18 protein-coding genes are annotated in these 25,335 nt (G+C 59.5%); 7 read left to right on the top strand and 11 right to left on the bottom strand.

Annotated elements, in window-relative coordinates:
* Positions 1-93 precede the first annotated feature (93 nt).
* The 4 genes from VIN96_RS06855 to VIN96_RS06840 form a co-directional block, all read right to left on the bottom strand.
* Positions 94-4,224 (bottom strand): hypothetical protein, encoded by a 4,131-nt coding sequence (locus VIN96_RS06855; protein WP_331894902.1) that lies wholly within the window; start codon positions 4,222-4,224, stop codon positions 94-96.
* 205 nt (positions 4,225-4,429) lie between these two features.
* Entirely contained in the window at positions 4,430-5,509 is a 1,080-nt protein-coding gene (locus VIN96_RS06850; RefSeq protein WP_331894901.1) for a sulfite exporter TauE/SafE family protein, read from the bottom strand.
* 92 nt (positions 5,510-5,601) lie between these two features.
* Complete coding sequence (locus tag VIN96_RS06845; protein ID WP_331894899.1) at positions 5,602-6,489, bottom strand: universal stress protein; 888 nt, start codon at positions 6,487-6,489, stop codon at positions 5,602-5,604.
* Position 6,490: 1 nt separating this feature from the next.
* The gene (locus VIN96_RS06840) at positions 6,491-6,808 is read right to left on the bottom strand and encodes a hypothetical protein (protein ID WP_331894897.1); all 318 of its coding nucleotides are present in this window, start codon (positions 6,806-6,808) and stop codon (positions 6,491-6,493) included.
* Between the two features lie 212 nt (positions 6,809-7,020).
* Here VIN96_RS06840 and VIN96_RS06835 point away from each other — a divergent pair, with 212 nt between their 5' ends.
* Complete coding sequence (locus VIN96_RS06835) at positions 7,021-7,932, top strand: LysR family transcriptional regulator (protein WP_331894896.1); 912 nt, start codon at positions 7,021-7,023, stop codon at positions 7,930-7,932.
* Here VIN96_RS06835 and VIN96_RS06830 read toward each other — a convergent pair.
* Positions 7,929-9,899, bottom strand: coding sequence for a methyl-accepting chemotaxis protein (locus tag VIN96_RS06830; RefSeq protein WP_331894894.1), 1,971 nt, complete (start codon positions 9,897-9,899; stop codon positions 7,929-7,931). The genes VIN96_RS06835 and VIN96_RS06830 overlap by 4 nt on opposite strands.
* Positions 9,900-10,040: 141 nt before the next feature.
* The gene (locus tag VIN96_RS06825) at positions 10,041-10,781 is read right to left on the bottom strand and encodes an SDR family oxidoreductase (protein WP_331894892.1); all 741 of its coding nucleotides are present in this window, start codon (positions 10,779-10,781) and stop codon (positions 10,041-10,043) included.
* A gap of 50 nt (positions 10,782-10,831) precedes the next feature.
* Here VIN96_RS06825 and VIN96_RS06820 point away from each other — a divergent pair, with 50 nt between their 5' ends.
* Together VIN96_RS06820 and VIN96_RS06815 are read left to right on the top strand one after the other, a co-directional pair.
* A complete protein-coding gene (locus tag VIN96_RS06820) occupies positions 10,832-11,458 on the top strand; it encodes an SOS response-associated peptidase (RefSeq protein WP_331894890.1) in 627 nt (208 codons plus the stop codon).
* Positions 11,459-11,562: 104 nt separating this feature from the next.
* Positions 11,563-12,306, top strand: coding sequence for an ABC transporter substrate-binding protein (locus VIN96_RS06815; RefSeq protein WP_331894888.1), 744 nt, complete (start codon positions 11,563-11,565; stop codon positions 12,304-12,306).
* Between the two features lie 12 nt (positions 12,307-12,318).
* Here VIN96_RS06815 and VIN96_RS06810 read toward each other — a convergent pair whose 3' ends face one another.
* The 4 genes from VIN96_RS06810 to VIN96_RS06795 all read right to left on the bottom strand — a co-directional run bounded on the left by VIN96_RS06810 (position 12,319) and on the right by VIN96_RS06795 (position 19,224).
* Positions 12,319-13,191, bottom strand: a complete 873-nt coding sequence (locus tag VIN96_RS06810; RefSeq protein WP_331894887.1) for a universal stress protein — start codon at positions 13,189-13,191, stop codon at positions 12,319-12,321.
* Between the two features lie 82 nt (positions 13,192-13,273).
* Positions 13,274-14,812, bottom strand: a complete 1,539-nt coding sequence (locus tag VIN96_RS06805) for an AAA family ATPase (protein ID WP_331894886.1) — start codon at positions 14,810-14,812, stop codon at positions 13,274-13,276.
* A 75-nt stretch (positions 14,813-14,887) separates the two neighbouring features.
* A complete protein-coding gene (locus tag VIN96_RS06800; protein WP_331894885.1) occupies positions 14,888-18,184 on the bottom strand; it encodes an efflux RND transporter permease subunit in 3,297 nt (1,098 codons plus the stop codon).
* A 20-nt stretch (positions 18,185-18,204) separates the two neighbouring features.
* On the bottom strand, positions 18,205-19,224 hold the full coding sequence (locus VIN96_RS06795; RefSeq protein ID WP_331894884.1) for an efflux RND transporter periplasmic adaptor subunit: 1,020 nt from the start codon (positions 19,222-19,224) through the stop codon (positions 18,205-18,207).
* A 327-nt stretch (positions 19,225-19,551) separates the two neighbouring features.
* Between VIN96_RS06795 and VIN96_RS06790 the strand changes: the two genes are divergently transcribed.
* From VIN96_RS06790 to VIN96_RS06780, 3 genes are all read left to right on the top strand, one after another.
* Positions 19,552-19,758 (top strand): DUF2892 domain-containing protein, encoded by a 207-nt coding sequence (locus VIN96_RS06790; RefSeq protein WP_331894882.1) that lies wholly within the window; start codon positions 19,552-19,554, stop codon positions 19,756-19,758.
* Between the two features lie 183 nt (positions 19,759-19,941).
* Positions 19,942-20,223: an ArsR/SmtB family transcription factor gene (locus VIN96_RS06785; protein ID WP_331894881.1), complete on the top strand. Its 282-nt coding sequence runs from the start codon at positions 19,942-19,944 to the stop codon at positions 20,221-20,223.
* Between the two features lie 129 nt (positions 20,224-20,352).
* A complete protein-coding gene (locus VIN96_RS06780) occupies positions 20,353-21,774 on the top strand; it encodes an NAD(P)-binding domain-containing protein (RefSeq protein WP_331894879.1) in 1,422 nt (473 codons plus the stop codon).
* A 56-nt stretch (positions 21,775-21,830) separates the two neighbouring features.
* Here the strand turns inward: VIN96_RS06780 and speA are convergent, their stop codons facing one another.
* Complete coding sequence (speA, locus tag VIN96_RS06775) at positions 21,831-23,762, bottom strand: biosynthetic arginine decarboxylase (protein WP_331894877.1); 1,932 nt, start codon at positions 23,760-23,762, stop codon at positions 21,831-21,833.
* Between the two features lie 206 nt (positions 23,763-23,968).
* On the opposite strand from speA, the gene VIN96_RS06770 reads away from it, so the two are divergent.
* The gene (locus VIN96_RS06770) at positions 23,969-25,327 is read left to right on the top strand and encodes a diguanylate cyclase domain-containing protein (protein ID WP_331894875.1); all 1,359 of its coding nucleotides are present in this window, start codon (positions 23,969-23,971) and stop codon (positions 25,325-25,327) included.
* Positions 25,328-25,335 lie beyond the last annotated feature (8 nt).

The raw sequence follows: 25,335 nt of genomic DNA, 5'->3' as shown, positions 1-25,335 counted from the left end.
GAAACACATACGGTTTCCGCCCCAAGATGGGTCCCCTGATTATGGGGACCTCCCCCGAAATGTAAAAAGCTACACAGCTTACAAAACAATACCTTACAAGTCGCGACCAAGCGCCTTGGAGAGCACCATATACAATTTCCCCATGTCCGACGACATGAATGTGCTCTCAAGAACCCCATCATGATCGCGTTCGCGCGCTTTGTCCATCATTGCGTTAAATTCACTGACATAACGCCCGACGTAGTCGCGGAATTCGCCGTCTTCTTGATAGACCGCCTTAATCGACGCCAAGGTATTCTTTTCTTTGAAGCCCAGCATTTTGCGCACGAAAATGCCCTTCTCGCCCTTGTTGAAGCGGCGCCAGTCGTCTTCGGTGATCGGCACTTCGACGATGCGCGCCAAATCGACCGCCAAGGATTGCAGCTTTTCGGTGATAAACGCCGAACGGCGCATGAAATCGTCCACATGGGCGCGGTCCAAGGTCGCGTCCAGGCTTTCGTTAAGCGCCTGGGCCTGACGAGCCGCCAGCAACAGGTCGCGGGTCCCCTGATCGACCTTGTCGCCGACCCCGGCAAGCTGCTGAGCCACGGTTTCCGAGGCGCGGGTCAAATCGCCGACCCGGTCGCGCAACGTCTTGTCCCACGACACCACCCGTGCCAGCGATTGTTCGGTGGCGCGGGCGACGTTGTGGCTTTGTTTTTCCAGCGCTTCGCCAAGCAAGCCCGCGCCCTGTTCGGCACGGCCGTACATGCGGTTGAGCTCGTTGAGCTGGCCGCGCGTGCGGTTGTGCGCCACATCCAAATGTTCGCTGATTTTCTCGGCTTCCAGCACGGTGTCCTTGGTTTGGCGCTCGACCTGATCGAGGAACACACGGACCTTTTCCAAGCTGCTCTCGGTAAGCTGCGCGATGCCCTCGTTTTGACGGTTGAGACTATCGCCGACTTGATTGATTTTCGACAAGGCTTCATCGGAAACCGACAGGATTTCGCGGCCCTGGTAACGCAACGCGTCGGCTGCGCCTTCCATTTTCGCGGTGGCTTGGGTGGATGCGGAACTCAAATCGCCCAAGTGCTGGCGCAAAGCATCGCCGGCAGTGCCCAAATCGCGCACGGTGTCGTCGGAAATGCGCGACATCTCGCCAGCCGAACGTTTGACCAGTTCGCTGACCCGTTCCAATTCGCCCGCCGCACGTTCCGACGCCGCGCCCAGGTCGGAGGTCTGATGATGGAACGCATTGGTCACCAGATCGATCAGCTTGGTGGCCTTGTCGACGGTTTTGTTGACGCCGTGGACCTCTTCGTTCAACCGTGCGCTCACCTCGCCCAGTTTTCCGGCGGCGCGATCGGACGCTTCCATCAAGCCATTGGCCTGCTGGTGCATGTCGTCGGAGAACGTGCGGATGTGTTCCGAAGCCCGTGTATAGGACGTGGTCAAATCGTCGGTGCGCCGTGACAGCAAATCGCCGACGTCTTCCAAACGGTCGCTGGCGCGGTCCAGCGCGGTATCGAGGCTTTCGGTGTGGCGGCGGAAAGTGTCGGAGATCCCTTCCAACCGGTCGCCGGCCTGGCCCGTGACGCGCGCGGCTTCGTCGGCGCGCTCGTTCAAACGCCGGCCGATCCCGTCGAGTTCGCGTTCGGCCGTTTCTATGCGTTGCGATACCAGCCGCTCGCCATCGACCAAGGCGTCGGTGACGGTGCGCACGCGGCTCACGGATTCGTCCGTCACGCTTTGCAGGCTGAACGCGCTGTCTTTGAGCTTTTCGCCGGTTTCCAGCAATCGGTCAGTGGCGCGGGTACCCAAATCATCCAGTTCGCGGGCGTGCTCCTTGATGGTGTCGCCCATCACGTCAATGCGTTCCGCCGCCTGCTTCGACGCGTCAGTCAGGCCCGCCGTCTGGCGGTGCAGGGCGTCGGACACCAGCGAAATCAAGCGCGCCGCACGGTCCGAGGCCGAGCCCACTTCGCGGGAGCGTTCCATCAGCGCGGCTGTGGCCTTGTCGACGTCTTCTACTGCCGACGCCGTCACCCGCGAGACATTTTCGGTCTGGTCTTCCAGCGTTGAGCTGACGCTGTCGAGACGATCGGATGCCTGATCGGAACTTTCCATCAGTTGGTTGAGACTTTCGCGCACCGCGTCGCCGAGTTGACGCAGACGGTTTTCGGCGCGTTCCGAAGTGTCTTCCATCATATCGGTACGCTGATCGAGGTTTTCTGTGGCGTTGGTCACCAGTTTACCGGTGCGCGCAGCGACATAGATCATATGTTCGGTGCGTTTTTGCAACACATCGCCCGCATCCGACAGCTTGTTGGTGGCGTGATCGGTGACCCCTTCCAACAAATGGGCGCGGTCTTGCACCATGTCGCTCAAATCGGAAATCGAATTGACCGCGTCGTTGGACGTGCTTTTGAAGTCGATCAAGTGACGGCGGAACGCTTCGGTGATTTGGCCGGTGCGTTCCGACGATGTGTTGATGCCATCCAGGCCGTCCTTCATTGCACGGGTCGCCGTGGCGATGGAACTGGCGCCGGTTTGCGCGCTGACCGCAATTCGGCTCGCCCCTTCTTCCAAGATGCGGGTGGCTTCGGATAAGGCCGATTGCGCCGTATTCGACGCACCTTCCAAGTTCACGGAACCATCGCGCATATGATCGACGACCGCGTCGAGGCGCGCGATGGAGGTTTCCGTCGCATCCTTGATGTTTTGTGTTTGCAGCTTCAGCGTCGCCGCAGCATCCATCACCTGTGCCTCGGACTCGTCACCGGTCTTGGCCAGTTCGTCCGCACGGCTTTGCAGGGCTTTGCCCACCATTTCAACCTGATCGAGGGCCTTGGCGGAAATGTTGCTCAAGTCCATCGAGGTCTTGCGCAACAATTCACGCACCTGAGCGGTGTGCTGATTGGCGTTTTCGGCGGTTGCTGATAAGCCTTTGGCTTCGGCCTGGAAGGCCTCGCCCGCCGCCTTCATACGCAACGCCACCAAATCGGACGCTGCAACCAGTTCATGAGCATGCTCGCCCATGGTTTCGGTCATCGACTTGACCCGTGACGAGACATTGTCGGCGGTGTCGTTGAGCGCCTGGGTCTGGCGCTGCAGATGACCTTCGACCTCGTGCGCATGAGTGGCGGCATCCAACGCGGCGCGTTCCAAATCGGACTGTTGGCGACGCAGTGTTTCGCCGATGCGATTGGTCTGCGCTTCGAAGCGATCGCCGCGCGCACCCATTTCAGCGCCTGCACCGGCCAGCAGCTCCGATCCCGTTTCGATGCGTTGCACCGCGTCTTCGGTGGCGGCGTTCATATCGGCGATGCGGGTGGCGAGCACTTCGCCCACGCTTTCCGCACGCGCCGCCGTCTCGGCGGAGATGCGCGCCATGTCTTCGCTGCGCTGGTGGAAGGTGTCGGCGACCTCAAAGGCATGGCGCGAACCGGCCTCGGAGACCTCGGCCAATTCCTGAATGCGCCGTTCCAAAACCTCGACCAGATCTTCGCTGCGTGCGCTGGCACGATCAGTGGCGGTGGCGATGTCGTGGCCGCGACGGTGCAAGACATCGCCGACATCGCGCGCCCGGCTTTCGGCCTTTTGCGACACCAGACGCAATTCCTCGGTTTCGCGCGACAGGGCCTCGGCCACCGCACGGGCGCGCAAGTCGGCGTCTTCGGACACCCGCGCCAATTCCAACGCCCGTTCGCGCACTTGATTGGTGATGGCTTCACCGCGTTTATAGGCTTCGTCCGAGGCTTGGCTCAAATCGCGCGCCTGGCGGCGCAAGCTTTCGGTGATTTCCTTGACCCGGCTTTCGGAACGATCAGACGGGTACGTCAGTTGGCGGATCTGCCAGCGCAGGTGCGCGGTTTCGCTGCGCAAACCGTGGCCTCGTTCGAACAACGCAATGACCATCCACAACAGCGCGACGGGCGTAAACACTCCCGCCGCCAGACCGCCCAATTCGTGGGGCAGCAGCTCGTACAACACGTCCCAACCGATGTTGTCGGCAATATACGTGTAAGTCAGCCACAGCCAGACGCCGCTGAGCACCCCACCCAAACCGGTGGCCAGCTTATAGCGCAGATAGAACGGCTGTTTCCATTCATCGAATTCGCTCGGCGACGGTTCGCGTTCAGCGGGCGCGTTGACACCCTCGATGTCATCGGCGACGGAAAGGCCGAGTTTGTCGAGTGCGCTGGTATCGTCGCCGGTTTTCCGGCTGTGCGGCTCTTTGACCATGTTCGTGCCCCGGGCAAGCCCGAGCTTTGCCTGTTAAGCTATGGCGCAGATCATACACCCGCTATATGGGGACGGTAAATAGCGAGAAGCCACTACATATTGTGCCTTGGGCGCTTTTTCCGCCTAGGAAAAGCGCAAATTGTGCACAAATCGACGCGCAGGTTGTGGATAACCTGGGATTGAAGCGATCTGTGGAACGAAATGGTTAGGGGGACGGTGTCTCGGCAACGGCGGTCTGCTGTGCTTTGCGGTCTGCCGCGATGCCTTTGACCAGCGCCATGAGAATGGCCCCAGCCCCTGACACCAAGGCCAAAGCCAGAGTTGAAAAACTGGCCGTCGAGAGCAGTTCGCTGGTGGCGGCGGGCAGCGTTTCGATCATGCCGAGGTTGGAAAAATAAACCGGCAATTTGAAAAAGCGGCTGACCAACACGATCAACATGATCATCGCCATGATCAGCTTGACCACCCAATCCTTGACGTAGGTGGTGCCGATGGCGCCGATCTGCACGCCAAACAGGGAGCCTGCGAGAATGATCATCGCCAAGCGGATGTCGACGAAACCGTCCCAGGCGTACAGCATGGTGCCGCCCGCGCCCATCACGAACGCCACCACCAGTTCGGTCGCGGTGGCCATAATAGCCGGAACGCCTAATACGTAGATCATCGCCGGAACGCCGATGAAGCCGCCCACCGCGATGGACGCCGCCAGCATGCCGGTGGCAAAGCCCAGCGGGGCGATGAACAGCACGGATACTTCCTTGTTGCCGATCGACTTGAAACGCATCATCGTGCCGGGAATGCGCACCGACTGGACCCATTTGGCGAGTTTCGGGGTTTTGTGCTCACTCTCACCGGTTTCACCATGGCGGCTGCGCAACGCATCGCGCAGCACGAAACCGCCAACCACCGCCAGAACCACCACGAACACCGCTGAGACGTACAAATCGGTGCCCGCGTCGCCGAATTGCTTGCGGATGTCGGTCATCACGCCCTTGCCGTAAAACACCCCGGCTTCGGCGAAGACGCCCATGATGACGCCCAACTTGACATCCACCTGACCGTATTTGGCGCGCTTGATCGAGCCCACCAGCGCTTTGGGAAACTTGTGCGCCATGTTGCTGGCCACCGCGACGATGGCGGGCGCGCCCAGGCTCATCATCGCCGGGGTCAGCACGAACGCACCTCCGGAGCCGATGAAGCCACTGACCATGCCACCGACAAAGCCGACCAAGAACAGCAGCACCACGATGCCGGGGGTCAGGTCGAGAAAGATAATGGCTTCCATTGAGCGCTCCTCAATAGCGGCGCGTTAGGCCCGCTGGGTCAATAAGTTACGCGAGGGGGGAGGAACCTCGAAAAACGATATATTTTTTTATCTCATCCGCCTCTGGCGATGAAAACCGGTGTCGAGGTCTGATTGATGACCCGTTCGGCTTTGGAGCCAAATAACATGCGGCCAATGCCGGTCCGACCGAAATTCCCCAATACGATCAGACCGGATTGGCGGTCCTTGGCGACTTCGACGATGGTGTCATCCGCCGGACCCTCCTCAACGACCCCGCGGGCCTGTATACCCTTGTCGCTGAGGAATTCGAGAACGCGATCAACGATCGGCTGAGCTTCTGCCTGACGTCGTTCGCTGTGAACCGGAACCTTGACCGACAACACGGTCAGCGGCACGCCACCTGTCTTGGCCAATTCCGCGGCGGCCACGGCAGCCATGTCGCTAAAGCGCGAGCCGTCGGTGGCGACCAAAATCGAGCTCCACATGTTGGCGGTTTCCGGCACCACCAAGACCGAGCACGGCGCATAGCCAATGACCTTTGCTGTGGCGTCGCCCAACATCAAGCGCGCCAAACCGCGGCGCCCCTTGCGGCCCATAACCACCACGTCGACGGACAAATCGCGAGCGGTCTCGACAATCACTTCGTAAGGATCATCGCCGGAACGGATATGGCCAGTGCATTTCACGCCAGCGTCCGCTGCAACCTTTTCAAGACGTTGGATGGTTTCATCGGTCTTGCGTTCGGCTTCGATGTCGTTGGGTTTGCCCATCCATCCAGCCTCGCCGGGCGTGGAAATGGCCGACAGAATATGAAGATGGGCTTCATGTTCCGCACACATCGCAATGGCGATGCGTTCCGCCCCGGCGCTCCATTCCGATCCATCCGTGGCGAGCAAAACGTTCTCGAACCGCCCCACGGGCGAGAGCTTTAAATGCGGCACGGCGACATCCTCCTGCATGATCACACCGGAGGTCATCATATCACCGCTTGGCCTTCAAGCCCAAGGCCTCCCAGAACCGGTCGGTGAACAAGCCGTGGACAACGGAAAACAGAAAGGCGATACCGATCGGCAGCAGAAAATAAGTTTTATCGCCCTGATTGGTCATCTCGGCGATGTGGCGGATGTCGTCGTTGAAGGTGTAAAGGCCGAAGTACAGCCCCATGCTCAAAAGGCCATAGCCAATGGCCGCTTTGGCCTTGGGCCGTAACATCAAAAGATTGCGCAATCGCCACGGCCGTTTCGGCTCGGACTGGGAAATCATGGCGCTGTCGACGTGTGTGACCATGGTGTCGGTCATCCTTTACTCCTAAGACAAATATCCGTGCGCTCAATCTTCATTCCAAAATGGAATTAGTCCACATGGCATGAGGCTTTGTGGAATCTTGAGAATGGATGAGCAAAAGACGATAACCCATAGATTCCGCAGACATACGCGCAATATAATTAATCAGGAGTATCTTCGCATAAATGATTATTTCCTAATCAATTATTTTTCGCTAATATTCCTTTATGGAATATAAAAATCTTCCCGACATCCGCGGCTGGGCGGCATTGCGCGCGGTTGTGGAAAAAGGCAGCGTATCGGCCGCCGCCCATGCCTTAAACGTTGGCCAACCGGCGGTCACCAAACGCCTGCGCACTTTGGAAGAGTGTTACGGCCTGGCGTTGACGGAACGTGTGGGCGGGCGCCTGCGATTGACGGCCGCTGGGGAAAAGGTCTACCTGCTGGCGGTTCAGACTTTGGACCGGCAACTGTCATTGCGCCGCGAACTCAATGAGATGGCGCGCGGCAAGACGTCGCTGCACCTGGACGTAACCATTGCCATTGGCGAGCATTTTCTGCCTAAGTTTCTGTTGGAGTTCGCGGAACTTTACCCACAATACCGCATCGACAGCCGCCTCGTTTACGGCCGCCAGAGCGAAAACAACCTCGCCAGCGGGCTCACCGATTTGGCGTTGCTGGAACGCCCGCCCGAGCACCCCGACCTGATGGTGCAAAAGTGGATGGACGACGAACTGCTGTTGGTGTGTGGCATGAACCATCCGCTTGCCGAAGAAGACATGATCCCCATCACCATGCTGCTGGATCTCAGCTATGTGTTGCGTGAACCGGGCGCGGCATCACGCCGCGATCTCGAAGAAGCCCTCGACGCGATCGGCTTCAACGCCCTGGACGTGGTGTTGGAGGTCGGCGGGACCGACGCCCTGGTCGATGTCTTGATCCCCGGCCGTCACGTCAGTTTCCTGCCTCGTTTCGCGGTGATCAAGGACATCGAGGCCGGACGCCTGCATCACATCAAGGTCAGCGGATTTCGCATCATGCGCACGCTGTGGATTGCACGCCACCGCAACAACATCGACCATCCGGTCGCCGATGCGCTGATCTCCATCATCCGTAACGAGCAGAGCCCTGTGATTTAGGCCGCATGAACGTCCTTCAAGAACGTCTCGACCTGCGATTTGAGGGCATGCATTTCCTGCTTCAAATCGCTGGCCGAACTGCTGACTTGGTCGGCGGCACCTTCGGTTCGATGCGCGGCGTCGGACACGCTGACGATGTTCGAGGACACCTCTTGCGAGCCGGCTGCGGCTTGTTCCACATTCCGGGCGATTTCCTGGGTGGCCGCACCTTGTTCATCGACGGCTGCGGCGATTTGCTCGGAAATGGTGTTGAGCTCGCCGATCACGTGGGTGATGCTGTCGATGGCTTCGACCGCTTCGCGGGTGTTATTTTGCACCGCAAGGATTTGCGATGAGATCTCTTCCGTGGCACGCGCCGTTTGGTTGGCGAGATTTTTCACTTCCGACGCCACAACAGCGAAACCTTTACCGGCTTCGCCGGCACGTGCCGCTTCGATTGTCGCGTTCAAGGCCAACAGGTTTGTTTGATCGGCGATATCGGTGATTAAGGCCAGAACTTCGCCAATTTTGTTGCCAGAAACGGCCAAACCCTGCACGGTTTCACCGGTTTTTTCCGCCTGCCCCACGGCCTTTACAGCCAATGATGTGGAATGCGACACTTGGCGGCGGATCTCCTCAATTGATGCACTCAATTCCTCGGCCGCCGACGCCACCGTCTGCACGCTGGCAGCGGCTTCTTCCGTCGCTGCGGCCACAGTGGCGCTCCGCGAACTGGTGTCCGTGGCGATGCCCTTCATTTCCTGTGAATAGCCCTGCAATTGCTCGACCGCACCGCCCACGGTGCTCAGCAAGCCTGAGATATGATCGCCAAAATCGTCGGTGATTTTGCTCATGCGTTCTTGGCGTTGCGCCTTGCGGGCCTCTTCTTCGCGTTGCTCGCGCTGAATGCGTTCGCGTTCAACGGCGTTGTCACGGAACACCACCAATGCATCGGCAATGTCGACCACTTCGCGAATGGATGCGTTGCTTTCGACGTCGACGTCCAATTTGCCATTGGCCAGTGTGCGCATCGCGCCGGTAATTTGCGTCAACGGTGCGGATATGCCACGGCGCACATAGAAAATAAACGCCGCCGCAATGGCCATGGTCAGAACCAACAGGCCCGCAACGATCATGTAAATGGTGTTGGTAGCATTGACGTAATAGCTGATGTCCACAGCCAACTCGACGATGCCGATGGGCTTGCCGGAAAAATCTTCGATCGGTGCGATGATCACGGCGACCGGAACTGCGCCGATTTTCGACGTCACGGTGCTCTGCTCGCCGTTCAACGCGGCTGCGAATTGCGCGTCGGTGCCAAAGCGCACATCTTCCAAGGTCGACGCAAAGGTGGCGTAAGCCTCATCTTTGGGAATAAACAAGCTGGCGTCGACGCCGTATTGGGCCTTGAAAGCATCCATGAACGGTTTACCGAAGCTCAAGCCGAATTCGACTGATCCGACATGTTGACCTTGATGCACCACCGGCGACAAGCCACGGATGCCGAGCCCAGCGACGCCGCGCTCAAGCCCCCAGATTACGGATTTCTTGGCATTGGTCTCGACCACCGTTTTGCGAAAACCGCTCAAATCGTCGCCAAATTTTTCAGGTTTGTGCACACGCAAAAACGAGGTTGCCGGCGGGGTGTGAAACTGGAACTGGCGGACGCCGTATTGTTCCTTCATCACCTTGAAGGTCGGCACCGTCAATGCGGCCAAGCCGTCCCTGTCACCCACAGCGAATTTTTCGGCGACATCGGGGATATTGGCGATCATGGCGCTGAGCGCCGTCGCTTTGAGCGCCTCGGCTTCCAATGACGCCTTGAAGGTGTCGAAATAACTACGCAGCTCGCGGTGTTGCGCTTCCGCATTGAGGTTCCCCATCACTGACAGGATGGTCGGCGCGCCGATGGCGAAAAACACCGATAAGGCGAGAACAAAGCCAATACCGACACGCGAACCGATGGTTCCATTGCGAAGCGACAGCATCCCAAAACTCCCAAACATGAAAACCCAGCGTCACAAACCGGTAACACTGGCGATTGCTTCCATTTGGTGAGTTAAAAAAATCATACAAGCAAATTTGATGCATACTGAAGTATGCCATGCACACAACCTTAGTGGGTAGGCTCAGTACATATGCTGGCCGCCGGTGACCCAGATTTCGGTGCCGGTGACGTAATTGCTGTCTTCCGAACACAGATAATAGACCGTGCTGGCGACGTCGCGGGGCGCGCCCATGCGGTCTAAGGGAATGCGCGGGATCAGGGCTTCGTATTCGGGTTGGATCATCGACGTTTCGATCTCGCCCGGCGCGACCGCATTGACGCGCACGTCGAGCGCCGCGAACTCGCCCGCCATTTCCCGGGTCATGGCGCTCAGCGCCGCCTTGGAGATGGAATAGGCCGACCCGGCGAACGGGTGGATGTAATGGCCTGCGATCGAGGTGATGTTGACGATCGCCCCGTGACCGTTGTGCAACGCCGAGGCAAACCCGCGCGACAACCGCAACGCGGCGAAGAAATTGATCTCGAACACCTCGCGCCAAGCATCGAGATCACCGTTGAGACATCCGAGACGCTCCTTATAAGGGGTTTTGGGCGACAACCCCGCATTGTTCACCAATGCATGCAGTGGGCCGCCATCGAGCAGCTTGGTGGCCTCGACGATAAAAGCCTTGATGCTGTCGGCCTTGGCCAGATCGGTAGGAATGTGGGCGAGCCAGTTTTCATCCGTCGCGGCCTCGGGCGGGGCATCGCCGCGCGCGCAGGTGATGATGCGCCAGCCGCGTTCCAAAAACAAAAGCGCTGTGGCGTGGCCGATTCCTCGGGACGCGCCTGTGATGATGACTGTTTTGCGTTGCTCGGTCATAGTGAGACGTTAGGCTAAACCGGATTTTCTTTCCAGTGGGTTAAGTGGGCATGTGCGGCAAATTCGAAGTCAAGGCGGCGATGGAAAAGGTCAAGGAGCGCTTCGGCCTGAAGCTCTCGCCGCCTCCCCCGCCCCAGTCCCTGCACGGGACAGAGATGAACCCGACGAATCGCATCCTCACCATCGACGGGCAAAGCGGTATGACGCGCGGACGGCTGCTCGGCTGGGGGCTCCAGGTCGACTGGGACGCCAAGCCGCTGATCAACGCGCGTGCTGAAACCTTGATCACCAAGCCGACCTTCCGCCCGCTACTCAACAAACGCTGTCTGGTGCCCGCGACGGCATACTTCGAATGGGCGCGTCCTGCCGGCGGGGCCAAGCAAAAAATGCGCATTCATATGAAAAGCGCCGCAACCGGTGAAGATAACGAAGACGGGGAGCTATTCGCCATGGCCGGCTTGATCGGCGCGGACGACGACACCGTCACCATCGTCACCTGCGCCCCCGCACCCGACATCGCATCGATCCACGATCGCATGCCGGTGATACTCAAACCCGAAGACGAAGCCGCCTGGATCGACACCCGGAACACTTTCGATCAGGTCAACGCTCTGTTGCGTCCTTACGACGGCGGCTTGCGCGCCGACAATGTCGATGACCGTCCGGTTCTGCTTTAAAGAGCTCTACGCGATGTTTTTAAAATCGTAGGGTGTCTTGATCACGATTTCAGGCGATAATGGCGCCCGGATTGGAGTCCATCACACATCAACAGGGGGACCTTATGAAGCAGATCGTATTCGCCGCCATCGCGACCGTGGCCCTGACCTTGAGCGCGACAAGCCCAACGCTTTCCGCCGATTACGCCCCTCAATACGGATCACAATACGGCCAACCCTATCAGCCCCAGCGCGGCCCGCAATACGGTGCGCCTTATGCTCCCCGTTACGGTTCGCAGTTCGGGCAAAATTACGATCCCCGTTTCGCGCCCCAGCCCAAGCCGAAACCCGCGGCGCCCCAAGCCGACGGACCTTCGGCCAAGGTCGCGGCCCAGTTGAGCAACTTGCGCACCTTCCTCAGCCAAAGCCAAGGCGGCGCGGCCGGCGCGAACGGCACCGGCCTTAACCCCAGCCAAATTCTCAGCTACGTGGAAAAGCAAATCGCCCCGGACATCGATTTCGAAACCATGACGCAAATGGCGCTGGGACGTCTGGGCACGCGCATGAGCGACCAGCAACGCGCCGCCGCGTTGAGCGCCCTGCGCAGCAACTTCACCGCCAAATTGGTTGAAGCCATGGGCGATATCCGCGCCACCCGCTTCACGGTCGGAAAAACCCGCCCCGGCTCAAGCCGCGGCGAGCTGGTGGTGCCGGTGCGATTGGATCGCTGGCGTGGTCAGCCTTTGACCATCAATTTCCGGTTTTATAAATCCAAAAACGGCTGGAAAGTCTTCGACGCCGAAGCGGGCGGACAAAGCGCGGTGCTGTTTTATCGCGGCTTTTTTGCCCGTCAATGGCGTCAAGGGTGATGTTTTGCAGCCCTAGTGGCTAAACAACACCGGGATATCGGCGGTGTCCATCAGCGCGCTGGTGACGCCGCCCATAACCGTCTGCATCAGACGCGAATGAGAATACGCTCCGCTCACCAACATGTCGGCGTTTAGGTCGTGGGCGTGTGCCAGCAAGCTTGCACCGGCCCCTTCGGGTCCGGGGGGGAAATTCACGACTTTGGGCGTCACCCCCCACCAACCCAGATATTCGGCCAGTTCGTCACCAGCGGTCGGCTCGGTGCGGGTGCTTTCGCATGTCAGCACGTTGACTTCATACGCACGCGTGATGAGCGGCATCGCTGCATGCACAGCACGCGCGGACTGAGCGGTTCCGTTCCACGCGATGGCGATCACTCGGCCCATTTCACCGACATTGGGATTTACCGGCAAGGCCAACACCGGACGGCCGCACTCGAACAACGCCGCGTGCATGGTCAAAGCCCGCATGGGAGAGCTGTCTTCGCCAGGACGCGCACTCACCACCAGATCCGACAGACGACCGCGCCACGCGACCAGTTCGTCTTCCCGACCGATCGTTTCACGCCATGTGGCGGTGATGGAATCTTCGCCCCCGCCAGGACCGGTGACCATGGGGACGTCACGGCTTTGGCACAATTTCTCAACCATTGCCTTGAGCTCGGCGGCCTTCGCCGCGCCTTCACGTTCGGCGGACGTGATCATTTCCTCGACCATATCGCCCGACAGCCCCTCGCCGAACAGCGGCACCGCATCACGGGCATCTGGGCGCACATGCAACACATCCACATGCGCGTTGAAGGTTCGGGCCAATTCCAACGCATTTTCAACGATCGCGCGATTGTCCGAAGCCCCGTCGACGGGTGCAAGAATGGAACGGATCGACATGGCAGACTCCTCACCTTTTGCCTCTATCCATGATGGACCCGAAGCGGTGAAAGATAAAGCCTTGTAATGTATGGTTTTGGCTCTAGAGATTGAGTATTTGCAACGCCTGGGCGTCGGTTTCTTCGCGGCTGCCCGAGGAATCGACTTGGTGCCAGGTGATGTCGCCCAAATCATAGCCGAGCTGCATGCGCACAACCTCGGCATCGGCGTCGGACGCGTTCTTTTCACGCGCCGTCACCCGCGCCTGCATGATTTCCGGCGATGCGCTCAGCCAAAACCCGTCGAACGGCACGCCCATTTCGACCGCCACCGTTTCGATGGCGGCACGTTCTTCGGGTTTGGAAAACACGCAATCCGCAATCACCGAATGGCCGGTGGCGAGCACCGCACGGGCTTCGTCATAAACGGCTTGATAGGTCTGCGCCGTCATGTCGGCGGTGTAACCTTCGGGCCCCAACCTGTCGAGCGGATGCTTGCCTGCGATGCGCTTGCGCAACACGTCGCTACGCACCACCCGCGCGCCCGGCGCGGCGCCGATGTGTTGGGCCAAATCACGGCCCAGACGCGACTTACCGCTGCCCGACAAGCCGCCCACAGCAATCAGGCGCGGTTCGGGAACGGACAAATAGTTCAGTGCCATGTCGAGATAGGTCTGCGCTTGGCGAGCTTGGTCTTTCTTGAATTCTGGGTCGTCGACACTTTTCGCCGCCGCGCACGCGACAAACGAGCGCACGCCCGCGCGCACACTCAAAAACAAAGGCAGCGTCGCCAATCCCCACGCCGAACCGGTGATGTCCATGTAGCGGTTCATGGTCACGTTGGCGAGCGTGCGCAGGCCGCGATAGTCCAAATCCATCAACAAGAACGCCAAATCGTAAAGCACGTCGATGGTCGAAAACGTCTCGTTGAATTCGATGCAGTCGAACAGCACCGGCTCGCCGTCATCCAAGAAGATATTGCGCAAATGCATATCGCCGTGGCAATGGCGCACGCAACCGTGCATGCGGCGGCTTTCAAGCAGCTCGAAAATCTCGTTGGTGGTCTCGAGAGAGCGGTCGGTGAGTTCCGCGACGCGTCCCATATCCAACAAACCGGGAGCATTTTCGGCGAACGACTTGGCGTTGCTTTCAATCGTCAAGGCGATGCCAATGCGACCGCCGCCGTCCTGGCGAGCTTCGCTGGCGGCGTGAAACGTGGCGATGTTGTCGGCCAGATGTTCCATCAGATGACGGTCGAGCTTGCCTTCCGCCGCCAAATGATCGAACAGCGTGGCTTCGTCGAAACGCGCCATTTCAACCACCCAGTCGACCACCTCGCCCGGTTTGTCGAGTTGCAGACGGCCATCCGCATCGCGGGTGATCGGCTTGACGCCCAGATAGAGGTTGGGGGCCGTGCGGCGGTTGAGCGCAACCTCGGCCTCGCAGTACTTCAATCGCTTGTCGCGGTCGGAGTAGTCCATAAACGGAAATTCCACCGCACGCTTGAGCTTGTACACACGGGTCTTGCCGATGAACACATGCGACGCGTGGGTGGTGACGCGCTTGACGTCATCGGTCCCGTCGCCGAACACGGCCGGGTCCGACAGCAAAGCCACCTGGGCGGATTGGTCTTCTTTGATCATGGGTTCAAGATACCGGACCTGGGCAAAAAGAAAAGCCGCCCAACTTGGTTATTTCAAGCTGAGCGGCTTTTGTTTTTATTTGTTTGTCATTTCCCGACCGTCGTCGCGCAACACCACGTAGATCGCCGGGATCACCAGCAATGTCAACGCGGTCGAACTGGCCAAACCGAACACCATGGAAATGGCGAGGCCTTGGAAAATCGGGTCGGCCAAAATGAACGCCGAACCGATCATCGCCGCCACTGCGGTCAGGAAGATCGGCTTGAAGCGAATGGTGCCCGCTTCAACCAACACGTCGCGCATCGGCTTGCCCGATTTCTGGCGGTGCTTGATGAAGTCCACCAGCAAGATCGAGTTGCGCACGATGATGCCCGCCAACGCGATGAAGCCGATCATCGAGGTCGCGGAGAACGGCGCGTTGAACAGCCAGTGGCCGAACATGATGCCGATGAACGTCAGCGGCACCGGGGTGAGGATCACCAACGGCAGTTTGAAGCTGCCGAACTGGCCCACAACCAGCAAATAGATGCCCAGCAGCGCGAAGATGAACGCCAGTCCCATGTCGCGGAAGGTCACGTAGGTGACTTCCCATTCGCCATCCCACAGCAAAGTGATCTTGCTTTCGTCCTTGGGCTGGCCGTGATAGCCGATGGTCGGCGGACCTTGATCGCCCCAATCCATGGCCTTGAGTTTTTCTTCGACCGCGAACATGCCGTAAATCGGCGCTTCGAATTCGCCCGCCAATTCGCCGGTGACCAGCACCGCGTAATGGCCGTCACGGCGGAACATCGGATAGGACGCCTGTTCGTGTACCACCCGCACCACGTCGCCCAATTCGACCACGCGGCCGCTGTCGCCCGCCGGTCCTGGCGCGGGAACGGGGATCGACAACATCCGTTCCGACATCGCCAAGCCTTCCTTGGGCAGGCGGATGGCGATTTCGATCGGGTTCACGCCTTCGCCACGCTGGGAATAGCCGACCGTCTTGCCGCCCACCACCGCTTGGATGGTGTCGTACAAATCGTTTTCCTGCACGCCGTGGAATTCCAGATTGTCCTGATCGATTTCCAAGCGCACCCGGGTTTCGGGCTGACCGTAGCTGTCGTCCACGTCGACGACATAATCGACTGACTGGAACGCCTCGCGCACCTTGGCGGCGGCGGCGCGACGGGTTTCGGGATCGGGCCCATAAATTTCCGCCATCAAGGTCGCCATCACCGGCGGCCCAGGGGGAACCTCGACCACCTTGACCGAAGTGCCAGGAGGCACATCGAGACCATCGAGCAGTTCACGCACGGCCAACGCCACTTCATGGCTTTGACGATTACGTTCACCCTTGGGCGCGAGATTGATCTGCAATTCGCCCTGCCACGGTTCGGAACGCAAATAATAGTGACGCACCAGACCGTTGAAGTTGAACGGCATGGCGGTGCCGACATAGGCCTGCATGCTGATCAATTCGGGCAGATCCTTGATGCGGTCTGCAATGTTCAACAGCGCGCGCTCGGTCACTTCCAGCGACGAGCCTTCGGGCAGATCAAGCACCACCTGCAATTCCGACTTGTTGTCGAACGGCAACAGCTTGACCGTCACGTCCTTGGTCGCAAACAGCCCCAACGAGGCCACCGTGGCGATACCGGTGATCACCAGCAGGCGGATGGAGTTCTTGCGCCCGGTCAACAGCTTGGTGGCCATGCGTTTGTAAAAATTACCCAACGCCCCGGGACCGTGGTCGCCATGGCCGCCCATGTCGACGCCTTCATCATAATCGGCGTTTTCATCGGTCATGGAATCTTCGGGCAGATGCTTGCGCCAGCAAGTGATCTTGCACAGCAGCCACGGCGTGATGATCATCGCGACGAAAAACGAAAAGACCATCGCGGCTGATGCGTTGGCAGGAATCGGGCTCATATAGGGCCCCATCAGGCCGGACACGAACATCATCGGCAGCAACGCCGCGACGATGGTCAGGGTCGCGATGATGGTCGGGTTGCCGACCTCGGCGACCGCCTCGATGGTGGCGCGCAACGGCGTGCGGCCGTCCTTCATGGCCCAATGGCGAACGATGTTTTCCACCACCACGATGGCGTCGTCGACCAAAATACCGATGGAGAAGATCAACGCGAACAAGCTCACCCGGTTGATGGTGAAATCCATCATCCACGCCGCGAACAGGGTCATCAAAATGGTTGACGGCACCACCACCATGACCACGATGCCTTCGCGCCAGCCGAGCGCCCAGCCCACCAGCAACACGATGGAAACCGTCGCAAGGCCGAGGTGGAACAACAGCTCGTCGGATTTTTCCAACGCCGTTTCGCCGTAGTTGCGGGTGATCGTCGCTTCGACATCGGCGGGCAACAAGCCGCCTTTGACTTGCTCCAAACGGCGGGTGATTTCATCGGCGACCACCACCGCATTGGCGCCCTTGCGCTTGGCGATGGCAAGGGTCACGGCGGGCTTGGCGTCCAACGTCGCGACTTGCTCGCCGCCCGGCTCAGCGCCTTGCGCTTTTTCCATGTGCCAGACGCGATATTCTTCGGGTTTCGCCCCGACCACCACGTTGGCGACATCCTTGACGTACACCGGGCGCCCATCGCGCGCGGTGATCATCAACAATCCGACGTCGGGCATGCCCACCAGGGTTTGTCCCGCCATCACGGTGATGGCCTTGCCGCCTTCGCGCACGCGGCCGACGCGGAACGAGCGGTTGGCGCTTTCGACCTTGCCGATCAATTGCTGCAGGGTCACGCCGTACAGCGACAGACGTTCGGGATCGGGCTCGACGCGGATTTGGTCGGCGCGGCCGCCGACGATGAAGGTCAGACCGACGTCTTCGACCTTGACCAATTCGTGCATCAATTCTTCGGCGACGTTGTAGAGCGCATTGTCGTTCCACCGCCCCGCCTGATCGCCTTTCGGCGCCAGCGTGATGGTGACGATGGGCACGTCGTTGATGCCGCGTCCGATGATCAGCGGATCGGGGATGCCGACCGGGATGTGGCGAATGTTGGCGCGAATCGCGTCGTGCACGCGCAGCACCGCAACGTCTTCGTCGGTGCCGACGTCAAAGCGTGCGGTGACCATGACTTGGTCGTCTTGGGACATGGAATAGACGTGTTCGACGCTGTTGACGCCCTTGACGATGTCTTCCAGCGGTTTGGTCACCAACTCGACCACGTCGGGGGCCTTCAAACCGTTGGCGTCGACCAAGATGTCGACCAGCGGCACAGAAATCTGCGGTTCTTCTTCACGCGGCAGCGCCATCAACGCGACCACGCCCAGCGCCACGGAGGCGAGCAAGATCAACGGCGTCAGCGGCGAGCGCAAGAACGCTTTGGTGAGATGCCCGGAAATGCCGAGGTTGTTCATCGCTTATCTTCCCTTCGGCCTTACGGGCGCGCCAAAACGTCGCCGGGTTCGAGACCGGACAGAACTTCCACACCGCCCGTTTGCGGCAGGCCCGGCTGCACCACCACTTCGCGCCCGTCGATGAGTTTGGCGAAGGTCAGATTGTAGCGCGAATAAAGAAAACCCTCGGGCACCACGATGGCCGGGCGCGGACCGGTGCCGATCCACACGCGGATGCGCTCACCGACGAAGAAATCGCCAAGGCCTTCGACCTCGACGTCCGCCGACACACGGCCTTGTTTGATTTCCGGGTAAACCTGACGGATCACACCGCGGCGCAGATCCCCGCCGCTGGTCGGCGTCAGCGCACCGAGACCACGCTGGGCAACCTGGACCTCGTCACCTTTCTCGATGAACATCGCATGACGTTCGGGAAGTTGCATGCGCAGAATATAGGCTTCCGCCGCCAACGTGGCGACCGGTTCGCCGGGCAGCACCACCGAGCCCTTGCGCACCAACACCGTCAACACACGGCCACTGGCGGGCGACAACACGTCGCCTTCGATGCGGGTCTGTTGCAGCACTTGGCGTTCGGCACGCGCCGACGCCAAGGAGCGGTCGGCGACGTCCATATTGGTGCGCGCTTCGTCCAACCGCGCCTTGGGTATCGCGCCGGTGGCATAGAGTTTTTCCGCACGCGCCAACGCCGTGGTGGCGAGTTCCTTTTGCGACACGAAAGACTGAATTTGGGCTTCCACCGACTTGACCTGCAGCGCCAGTTTTTCATCGACCACGCGGGCGACCTTTTGGCCGGCTTCGACCGGCGAACCTTCGTCAACCAGCAATTCGGTTACCGTGCCACCGATACGCGCACGGGCGGAGACCACATCGACGCTTTCCACCGTGGCGAATACAGATTTGCGGTCTTCGACCTGGCCCGCGTCGACGGTGAACGTCGTAGCGTTGTCGGCAGACGTGTCTTGAGACCGGGCGGTACCGCCCGAAAGGGCAAATCCGGTCAGAACCAAAACAGGGATCAAGCTTTTGATGGTCGGTTGCATAAGAAACCTCTTGGCTGCAAAACGGTGTTTAAGGTCTTATATATCATGTATATATTGCGCATGCGAACATAACGCTTGCCTTTATATATAAGTATTTACTAATTTAGCAACACCTTAAGGATAAAACCTTGGCGCATGCAGCCCATTCGCCAAGCGCATAGGTGGCGAAAACCAAGGCCTACAGCTCAAAAAGATGTAGCAACCCGGTACCACCACCAGTGCGAGATTTTTGACTAATGTGCCGGACCGGTCCGTCCTCCGGTGAACATAAAGCGGGGTTGGCCGTTCCCTTCCCCCAACCGTACAGAGATGAACAAGGAGTTCACTATGAGCATCGATCGTATCATTTTCGCCTTTGCCGGCGTGGTCATCTGGGCCGGCCTCGGCGCGTTTTACTTCACCCAGGAAATCCTGTGGCTGATCGTTCCAGCGTTCGTCGGCTTGAACATGTTCCAAGCCGCATTCACCAAGTTCTGCCCGCTGGCGATGATCTTGAAGAAACTTGGCGCAAAGCCGGGCCAGGCTTTTAACTAAGCCCTCACCGGTCACTGCACCACCAGTGCATGCCCCCCGAAACTCTGAGAGTTTCGGGGGGCATTTGTTTGCGCAATCGAACCCCGTACCGACGCCAACCCCTTGCCTACACATTTCGGTTCTTGACAGTTACAAGTGCGGCAGCTATTTATTCGTTATTCGACGAATTACGGATTCGAGGACATGAGCAAACAAACCGACACCGACACGGAACTCGCCGCCTTGTGCAAGGCGCTTGGACATCCCGCTCGGGTCAAGATCGTGCGTCATATGCTTAAGGTGAATGCATGCTATTTCGGCGGTCTGACCGAGGTGTTGAATTTGGCGCCCTCAACCATCTCACAGCATGTCAGCGCCCTGAAAAAAGCCGGCATCATCACAGAGGGGGAAAAGGACTGCCGAAGCTGTCACTGCATTGAGGCCGACAAACTTCAGCGCCTCAAAACCTTGATCGATGCGCTCTAGCTAACGCCTCGTTCATCACCGAGTAATTCTACCGCCCGCGCCTCCTGGGTATTTTTTTGGCCACGTTATTCGCCCTTCTACGAACTACGAATAACGATATAACCAGCAGAGTTTGAAAGGACATGCCTCATGGCACACCACGCACAAAACGCAATTCCCAACATCACCCACATCCCCTTGCCCGTGGTGATCATCGGCGCAGGCCCCGTCGGATTGGCCGCAGCAGCCCATGCACTGGAAGAAGGGCTTGAGCCGATCGTCTTCGAAGCGGGCAAAACCGTCGCCGACAGCATCAACGATTGGGGACATGTCCGCCTGTTCTCGCCGTGGCGGTTCAACATCAACGCGGCGGCGCGCAGATTGTTGGAAACGAACGGTTGGTCCCAGCCCGACCCGGATGATCTGCCCACCGGCCATGAACTCGTCAGCCGCTATTTGCAGCCGTTGGCCGAACACCCCCTAATCGCGGGTCGCTTGAAATTGAACGCCCGTGTCGTTTCCGTGACCCGGCAAGGCCGCGACAAGGTGATCAGCCAAGGGCGCACTGACCATCCGTTCCTCGTGCGTGTCCATCTCGCGGACGGCACGCAGCTGGACGTCGAGGCCGCAGCGGTCATCGACGCATCGGGTACCTGGAAAACGCCCAACCCCATCGGCGACGGCGGCATCGAAGCCATGGGTGAAGCGGCCGCACGAGATCATATCCATTATGGAATACCTGACGTTCTAGGCCGCGCGAAGCATCGCTACAGCGGTCGTACGACATTGGTCGTGGGCGCCGGTCACTCGGCGGCCAACGCGCTGCTGGACCTGGCGGCGCTGGCCGAAGACGACCCCGCCACCAAGATCGTCTGGGCGGTGCGCGGCAACAACTTGGCACGTGTTTTCGGCGGTGGGGACAACGATCAACTTCCGGCACGCGGTGCTTTGGGCGATCGTCTAAAAGCGCTGACCGAGCGAGGCGCGTTGACCTTGATCACCAATTTTTCCGTGACCAAATTCAGCACCGCCGCCCACCCGCGCCTGACGGTGACCGGCGGCACCCCGAGCGGCGAACGCCATTTGACCGACATCGACGAAGTCATCGCCGCAACCGGACAACGACCGGACTTGGACATGATCCGCGAGGTTCGCACTGATTTGAACAGCGCGTTGGAAAGCGTGCGCGATCTTGCGCCGCTGATCGACCCGAACGTCCATTCGTGCGGCACCATTCGGCCACACGGCGCGAGGGAACTGACACAACCCGAGCCGGGATTCTTCATCGTTGGCATGAAGAGCTATGGACGCGCCCCGACCTTTTTGATGACGACAGGCTATGAACAGGTGCGATCGATCTTTGCCGCGTTGGTCGGCGATCACACACGCGCCAACACGGTGCAGTTGGCGTTGCCGGAAACGGGCGTGTGCTCCAGCTCCATCCCTGGCGTGGTGTGCTGCGAGGGCGGAAAGGACACGCCGATCAACGAATTTGCGGACCCGCCGGAACCGGCCGCACCGGCCGCTGCACCCGAAACCGCCAACGCCGCAAACTGCGGTTGCGGATGTTAAGGGATGGAAAATTGGGAGCCGCCGCGAACTGCGGTGGCTCCCGGTCCATATAAGGGCTAAGTCCGCGCGCCCGGCTCCGTTTGGCGCAGATAGGTGTAGCTGGCGAGACATTGTTCGTAAAAGTCGACCAGCTTGACCCCGTCGCGAGAGCGCAACCCGCCTTGGGCGACGGTGCGATCAATCATCGCCTTGACCTGTCCGGCCATGGCTTTGGGATTGTATTGCATGATCTCCAACACCTGCGCGGCGGAAGACCCGTGCAGCAGTTCCTCGATGTAAAAGCCGGTCGGATCGTTGGGGTCGCTGTAGATGTGCGCTTCGTTGAGGCGGCCGAACAGGTTGTGCATGTCGCCCATCACGTCTTGATACGCACCGGTCAAAAACAGCCCGATGAAATAGCTTTCGTCAGCCTTGAGGTTGTGCAGCGGCAACACCGAGCGTTCCCCCTGCTCGCCGATGAACTGGGCGATGCGCCCATCGCTGTCACACGTGATGTCGGCCAGCGTGCAATTGCGCGACGGCGCTTCGTTCAAGCGGGTCAGCGGCGCCACCGGCAACACCTGCTGAATGGCCCAACTGTCGGCAGCCGACTGAAATAGCGAAAAGTTGCACAGGTACTGCGAGCCCAAAAGCGATTCCACGTTGCGCAAATCTTCGGACACGAACTCTTCCGTTTCCAAACCCTTGGCGACCGCGCGCATCAGGCGCCAATACAGGGTTTCGGTGCGCGCCAGTTCTTCCAGCCCGATGACGCCGAGCTTGAACGCGCTCAGCACATCTTCCAACAGCAACGATGCTTCGTTGTAGACGTCTTGGTAGTTCTTCGCCTCGGCCAAGCTGCTGAGCAGGTCGCGCATGTTGGTGACGAGTATATGTTCGCCCTCCACCGGGTCGGTGGCGATGGGGTTGGCGTCGTTGGCGATCTCACCCATCACGCGGATGACGACGCACGAATGGTGCGCGCTGATGGCGCGGCCGCTTTCGGTCACCAGGGTCGGATGGGGAACCTCTTCCAGGTCACACACCTGTTTGACCGCATAGACCACGCCGTTGGCGTAATCGTCCATGGTGTAGTTCATCGACGAATGGCCGCTGGAACGGCTGCCGTCGTAATCGACCGCAAGCCCGCCGCCGATGTCGAGATAGGTCAACGGGATGCCGCGTTTGACCAGGCGGGCGTAAATCCGCGCCGCTTCTTGAACCGCTTCGCGCACAAAGCGGATTTCGGACAACTGGCTGCCGACGTGAAAATGCAGCAGGCGGATCGCGTCACCGTAGCCACGCTTTTCAATCAGCGCGATGGCGTTGAGAATTTCCGAGGTGGTAAGGCCGAACTTAGCGCGCTCGCCACTGGATTCGCTCCACCGTCCCTCGGTCTTGACGCGCATCTTGATGCGCAGCCCGATGATCGGTTCGACCTCCATTTCGGCGGCCAGCTTCAGCAACGGTTCGATCTCGCTGTACTTCTCGATCACCACCACCACCTTGCGGCCCAGCTTGCGGCCCAACAGCGCAAGGCGCAAAAAGTCCTCGTCCTTGTAGCCGTTGCAGATGGTCAGCGCCTCCTCACCGGTGTCATAGGACAGCACCGCCATCAATTCCGGCTTGGAGCCCGCTTCGAGGCCATAGTGAAACGGTCGACCGGCCGAGACGATCTCGTCGACCACTTCGCGCATCTGGTTGACCTTGATCGGATAGACGCCGCGATAAGGCGCTTGGTATTCGGCTTCGGCAATGGCTGTGGCAAAGGCTTCGTTGAGCTGACGCACCCGATTCTTGAGGATGTCGTGAAAACGCATCACCACCGGGAACTGCACGTTCTGTTCGCGCAACTCATCGACGACGTCTTGCAAGGCGACCGGAACTTCGCGCTTCCCCACATCGGGCAAGGCGAGCAGCTTGCCATCGTCGCTGATCCCGAAATAACCGTCGCTCCAGCGCTGGATGCGGTAGAGCTCCTCAGCGTCATCGGTGGTCCACTCAGCCATCATCCATTCCTTTGCTCATGCCCGCGACATCGCCACAGCCTATTCATATCATATTGCCGTTTTCTTGCGAGCCTTGACCTCGCCACAATCAACAACCATTTAACCGTGACGTTTTTTTGCCATGTATAGTCGTACCATATGGAAACGAACCTTGTTTTCCATTAAACCCGGCACCACCTGACCTGGAAGAGAAGCAACACGACGAAATGGCCATCCCCTCTCCCGAACTGTGGCTGCTCATCATAACCTCGATGATTCTCGGGGCCGGTTTACATGCGTTTTTAAAACGCGGGACACACGCATGCCGGCGTAAACCCGACGACGGCCTGATGACCGCGCTGGAGCGCACCGGCATCGGCTATGTCCGCATCGACCGCCACGGAGAGTTGGTGTCGTTCAACGCGGCCCTGGAAAACCTCACCGGGCTGAACGGCGACGAACTGGAAAAGCAGCGCGTTGCATCGCTGTTCGTCGATCATGAGCTTTCCGATTCCGGACGTTTGATCGCCAACATCGTGTTCACCCCGCCCTACGACCGCACCCACAGCTACGCTCTTTCTATCGTCCACAAGAACGGCCAACGCCTGCCTGTCGAAATCTGGTTCGCCGGCGAGGTGCCGGCAACCAACGGGCAAACCCAATGGCTGATCCACGACATCAGCCAATCGCGGGAACTAGAGCGCCTACGCCTTAGCGAAGAGCGCTACAAAAGCAGCCGCACGTTCGCCAACATCGGCACCTGGGATTGGATCGTCGGCACCGATGAACTGCACTGGTCGGAAGAAGTCGCGCCGATGTTCGGTTTACCCGCTGGCACCACACCGTCCTACAGCCTGTTTTGCGAAGCCGTGCATCCCGACGACCGCCAACACGTCAAAGACAACGAAAACGCCTGCATCGCGCAAAACCTCAAACACGACGTCGAATACCGCGTGGTTTGGCCGGACGGCACCGTGCGTTGGCTGCGCGAAACCGGCAACCTGCTGCGCGACGAGCGAGGCGGTTTGATGCGCATGATCGGCGCGGTGCGCGACATCACCGAACAAAAAGAACTCGAGCAGCGCTACCAGCACATGGCTTATCACGACCCGCTCACCGGTCTGCCCAACCGCGGCTTGTTCGAACAGCGTCTCGACCTCGCCGTTCAGCGTGCCACCCGCCATCACGCCAACACCGCGCTGATGTTCATCGATCTGGGCAAATTCAAATCGATCAACGACAACTATGGTCACGTCGTCGGGGACGAGGTTTTAGTTGAAGCCGGATCGCGCCTTAAAGCTGCCGTGCGCGCCACCGACACCGTGGCGCGCATCGGTGGCGACGAGTTCGTGCTGATTCTCGAAGATCTCAAAAACCTCGATGAAGCTGAAAATCTGGCGCAAAAGGTGCTCGCGGCGTTCCGTGAACCGATGGAGATTCTCGGTCACAGTTTGGCCATCGATCTCAGCATCGGCATCAGCATCTGCCCCGACAACGCCGCGTCGGCCCACGAACTGATCGACTTGGCCGACAAGGCCATGTACGCCGCCAAGGCCGCCGGCGCCAATCAGGTGCGCACCGCCTAAGGCGACGA

This window comes from Magnetovibrio sp. (genome assembly GCF_036568125.1).
GTDB lineage: Bacteria > Pseudomonadota > Alphaproteobacteria > Rhodospirillales > Magnetovibrionaceae > Magnetovibrio.
This window is presented reverse-complemented; position numbering and strand designations above follow the sequence as displayed.

Coding starts and splice junctions, on each gene's coding strand:
- VIN96_RS06855 (WP_331894902.1), bottom strand. CDS start 4,224: ATGGTCAAAGAGCCGCACAGCCGGAAAACCGGCGACGATACCAGCGCA.
- VIN96_RS06850 (WP_331894901.1), bottom strand. CDS start 5,509: ATGGAAGCCATTATCTTTCTCGACCTGACCCCCGGCATCGTGGTGCTG.
- VIN96_RS06845 (WP_331894899.1), bottom strand. CDS start 6,489: ATGATGACCTCCGGTGTGATCATGCAGGAGGATGTCGCCGTGCCGCAT.
- VIN96_RS06840 (WP_331894897.1), bottom strand. CDS start 6,808: ATGACCGACACCATGGTCACACACGTCGACAGCGCCATGATTTCCCAG.
- VIN96_RS06835 (WP_331894896.1), top strand. CDS start 7,021: ATGGAATATAAAAATCTTCCCGACATCCGCGGCTGGGCGGCATTGCGC.
- VIN96_RS06830 (WP_331894894.1), bottom strand. CDS start 9,899: ATGCTGTCGCTTCGCAATGGAACCATCGGTTCGCGTGTCGGTATTGGC.
- VIN96_RS06825 (WP_331894892.1), bottom strand. CDS start 10,781: ATGACCGAGCAACGCAAAACAGTCATCATCACAGGCGCGTCCCGAGGA.
- VIN96_RS06820 (WP_331894890.1), top strand. CDS start 10,832: ATGTGCGGCAAATTCGAAGTCAAGGCGGCGATGGAAAAGGTCAAGGAG.
- VIN96_RS06815 (WP_331894888.1), top strand. CDS start 11,563: ATGAAGCAGATCGTATTCGCCGCCATCGCGACCGTGGCCCTGACCTTG.
- VIN96_RS06810 (WP_331894887.1), bottom strand. CDS start 13,191: ATGTCGATCCGTTCCATTCTTGCACCCGTCGACGGGGCTTCGGACAAT.
- VIN96_RS06805 (WP_331894886.1), bottom strand. CDS start 14,812: ATGATCAAAGAAGACCAATCCGCCCAGGTGGCTTTGCTGTCGGACCCG.
- VIN96_RS06800 (WP_331894885.1), bottom strand. CDS start 18,184: ATGAACAACCTCGGCATTTCCGGGCATCTCACCAAAGCGTTCTTGCGC.
- VIN96_RS06795 (WP_331894884.1), bottom strand. CDS start 19,224: ATGCAACCGACCATCAAAAGCTTGATCCCTGTTTTGGTTCTGACCGGA.
- VIN96_RS06790 (WP_331894882.1), top strand. CDS start 19,552: ATGAGCATCGATCGTATCATTTTCGCCTTTGCCGGCGTGGTCATCTGG.
- VIN96_RS06785 (WP_331894881.1), top strand. CDS start 19,942: ATGAGCAAACAAACCGACACCGACACGGAACTCGCCGCCTTGTGCAAG.
- VIN96_RS06780 (WP_331894879.1), top strand. CDS start 20,353: ATGGCACACCACGCACAAAACGCAATTCCCAACATCACCCACATCCCC.
- speA (WP_331894877.1), bottom strand. CDS start 23,762: ATGGCTGAGTGGACCACCGATGACGCTGAGGAGCTCTACCGCATCCAG.
- VIN96_RS06770 (WP_331894875.1), top strand. CDS start 23,969: ATGGCCATCCCCTCTCCCGAACTGTGGCTGCTCATCATAACCTCGATG.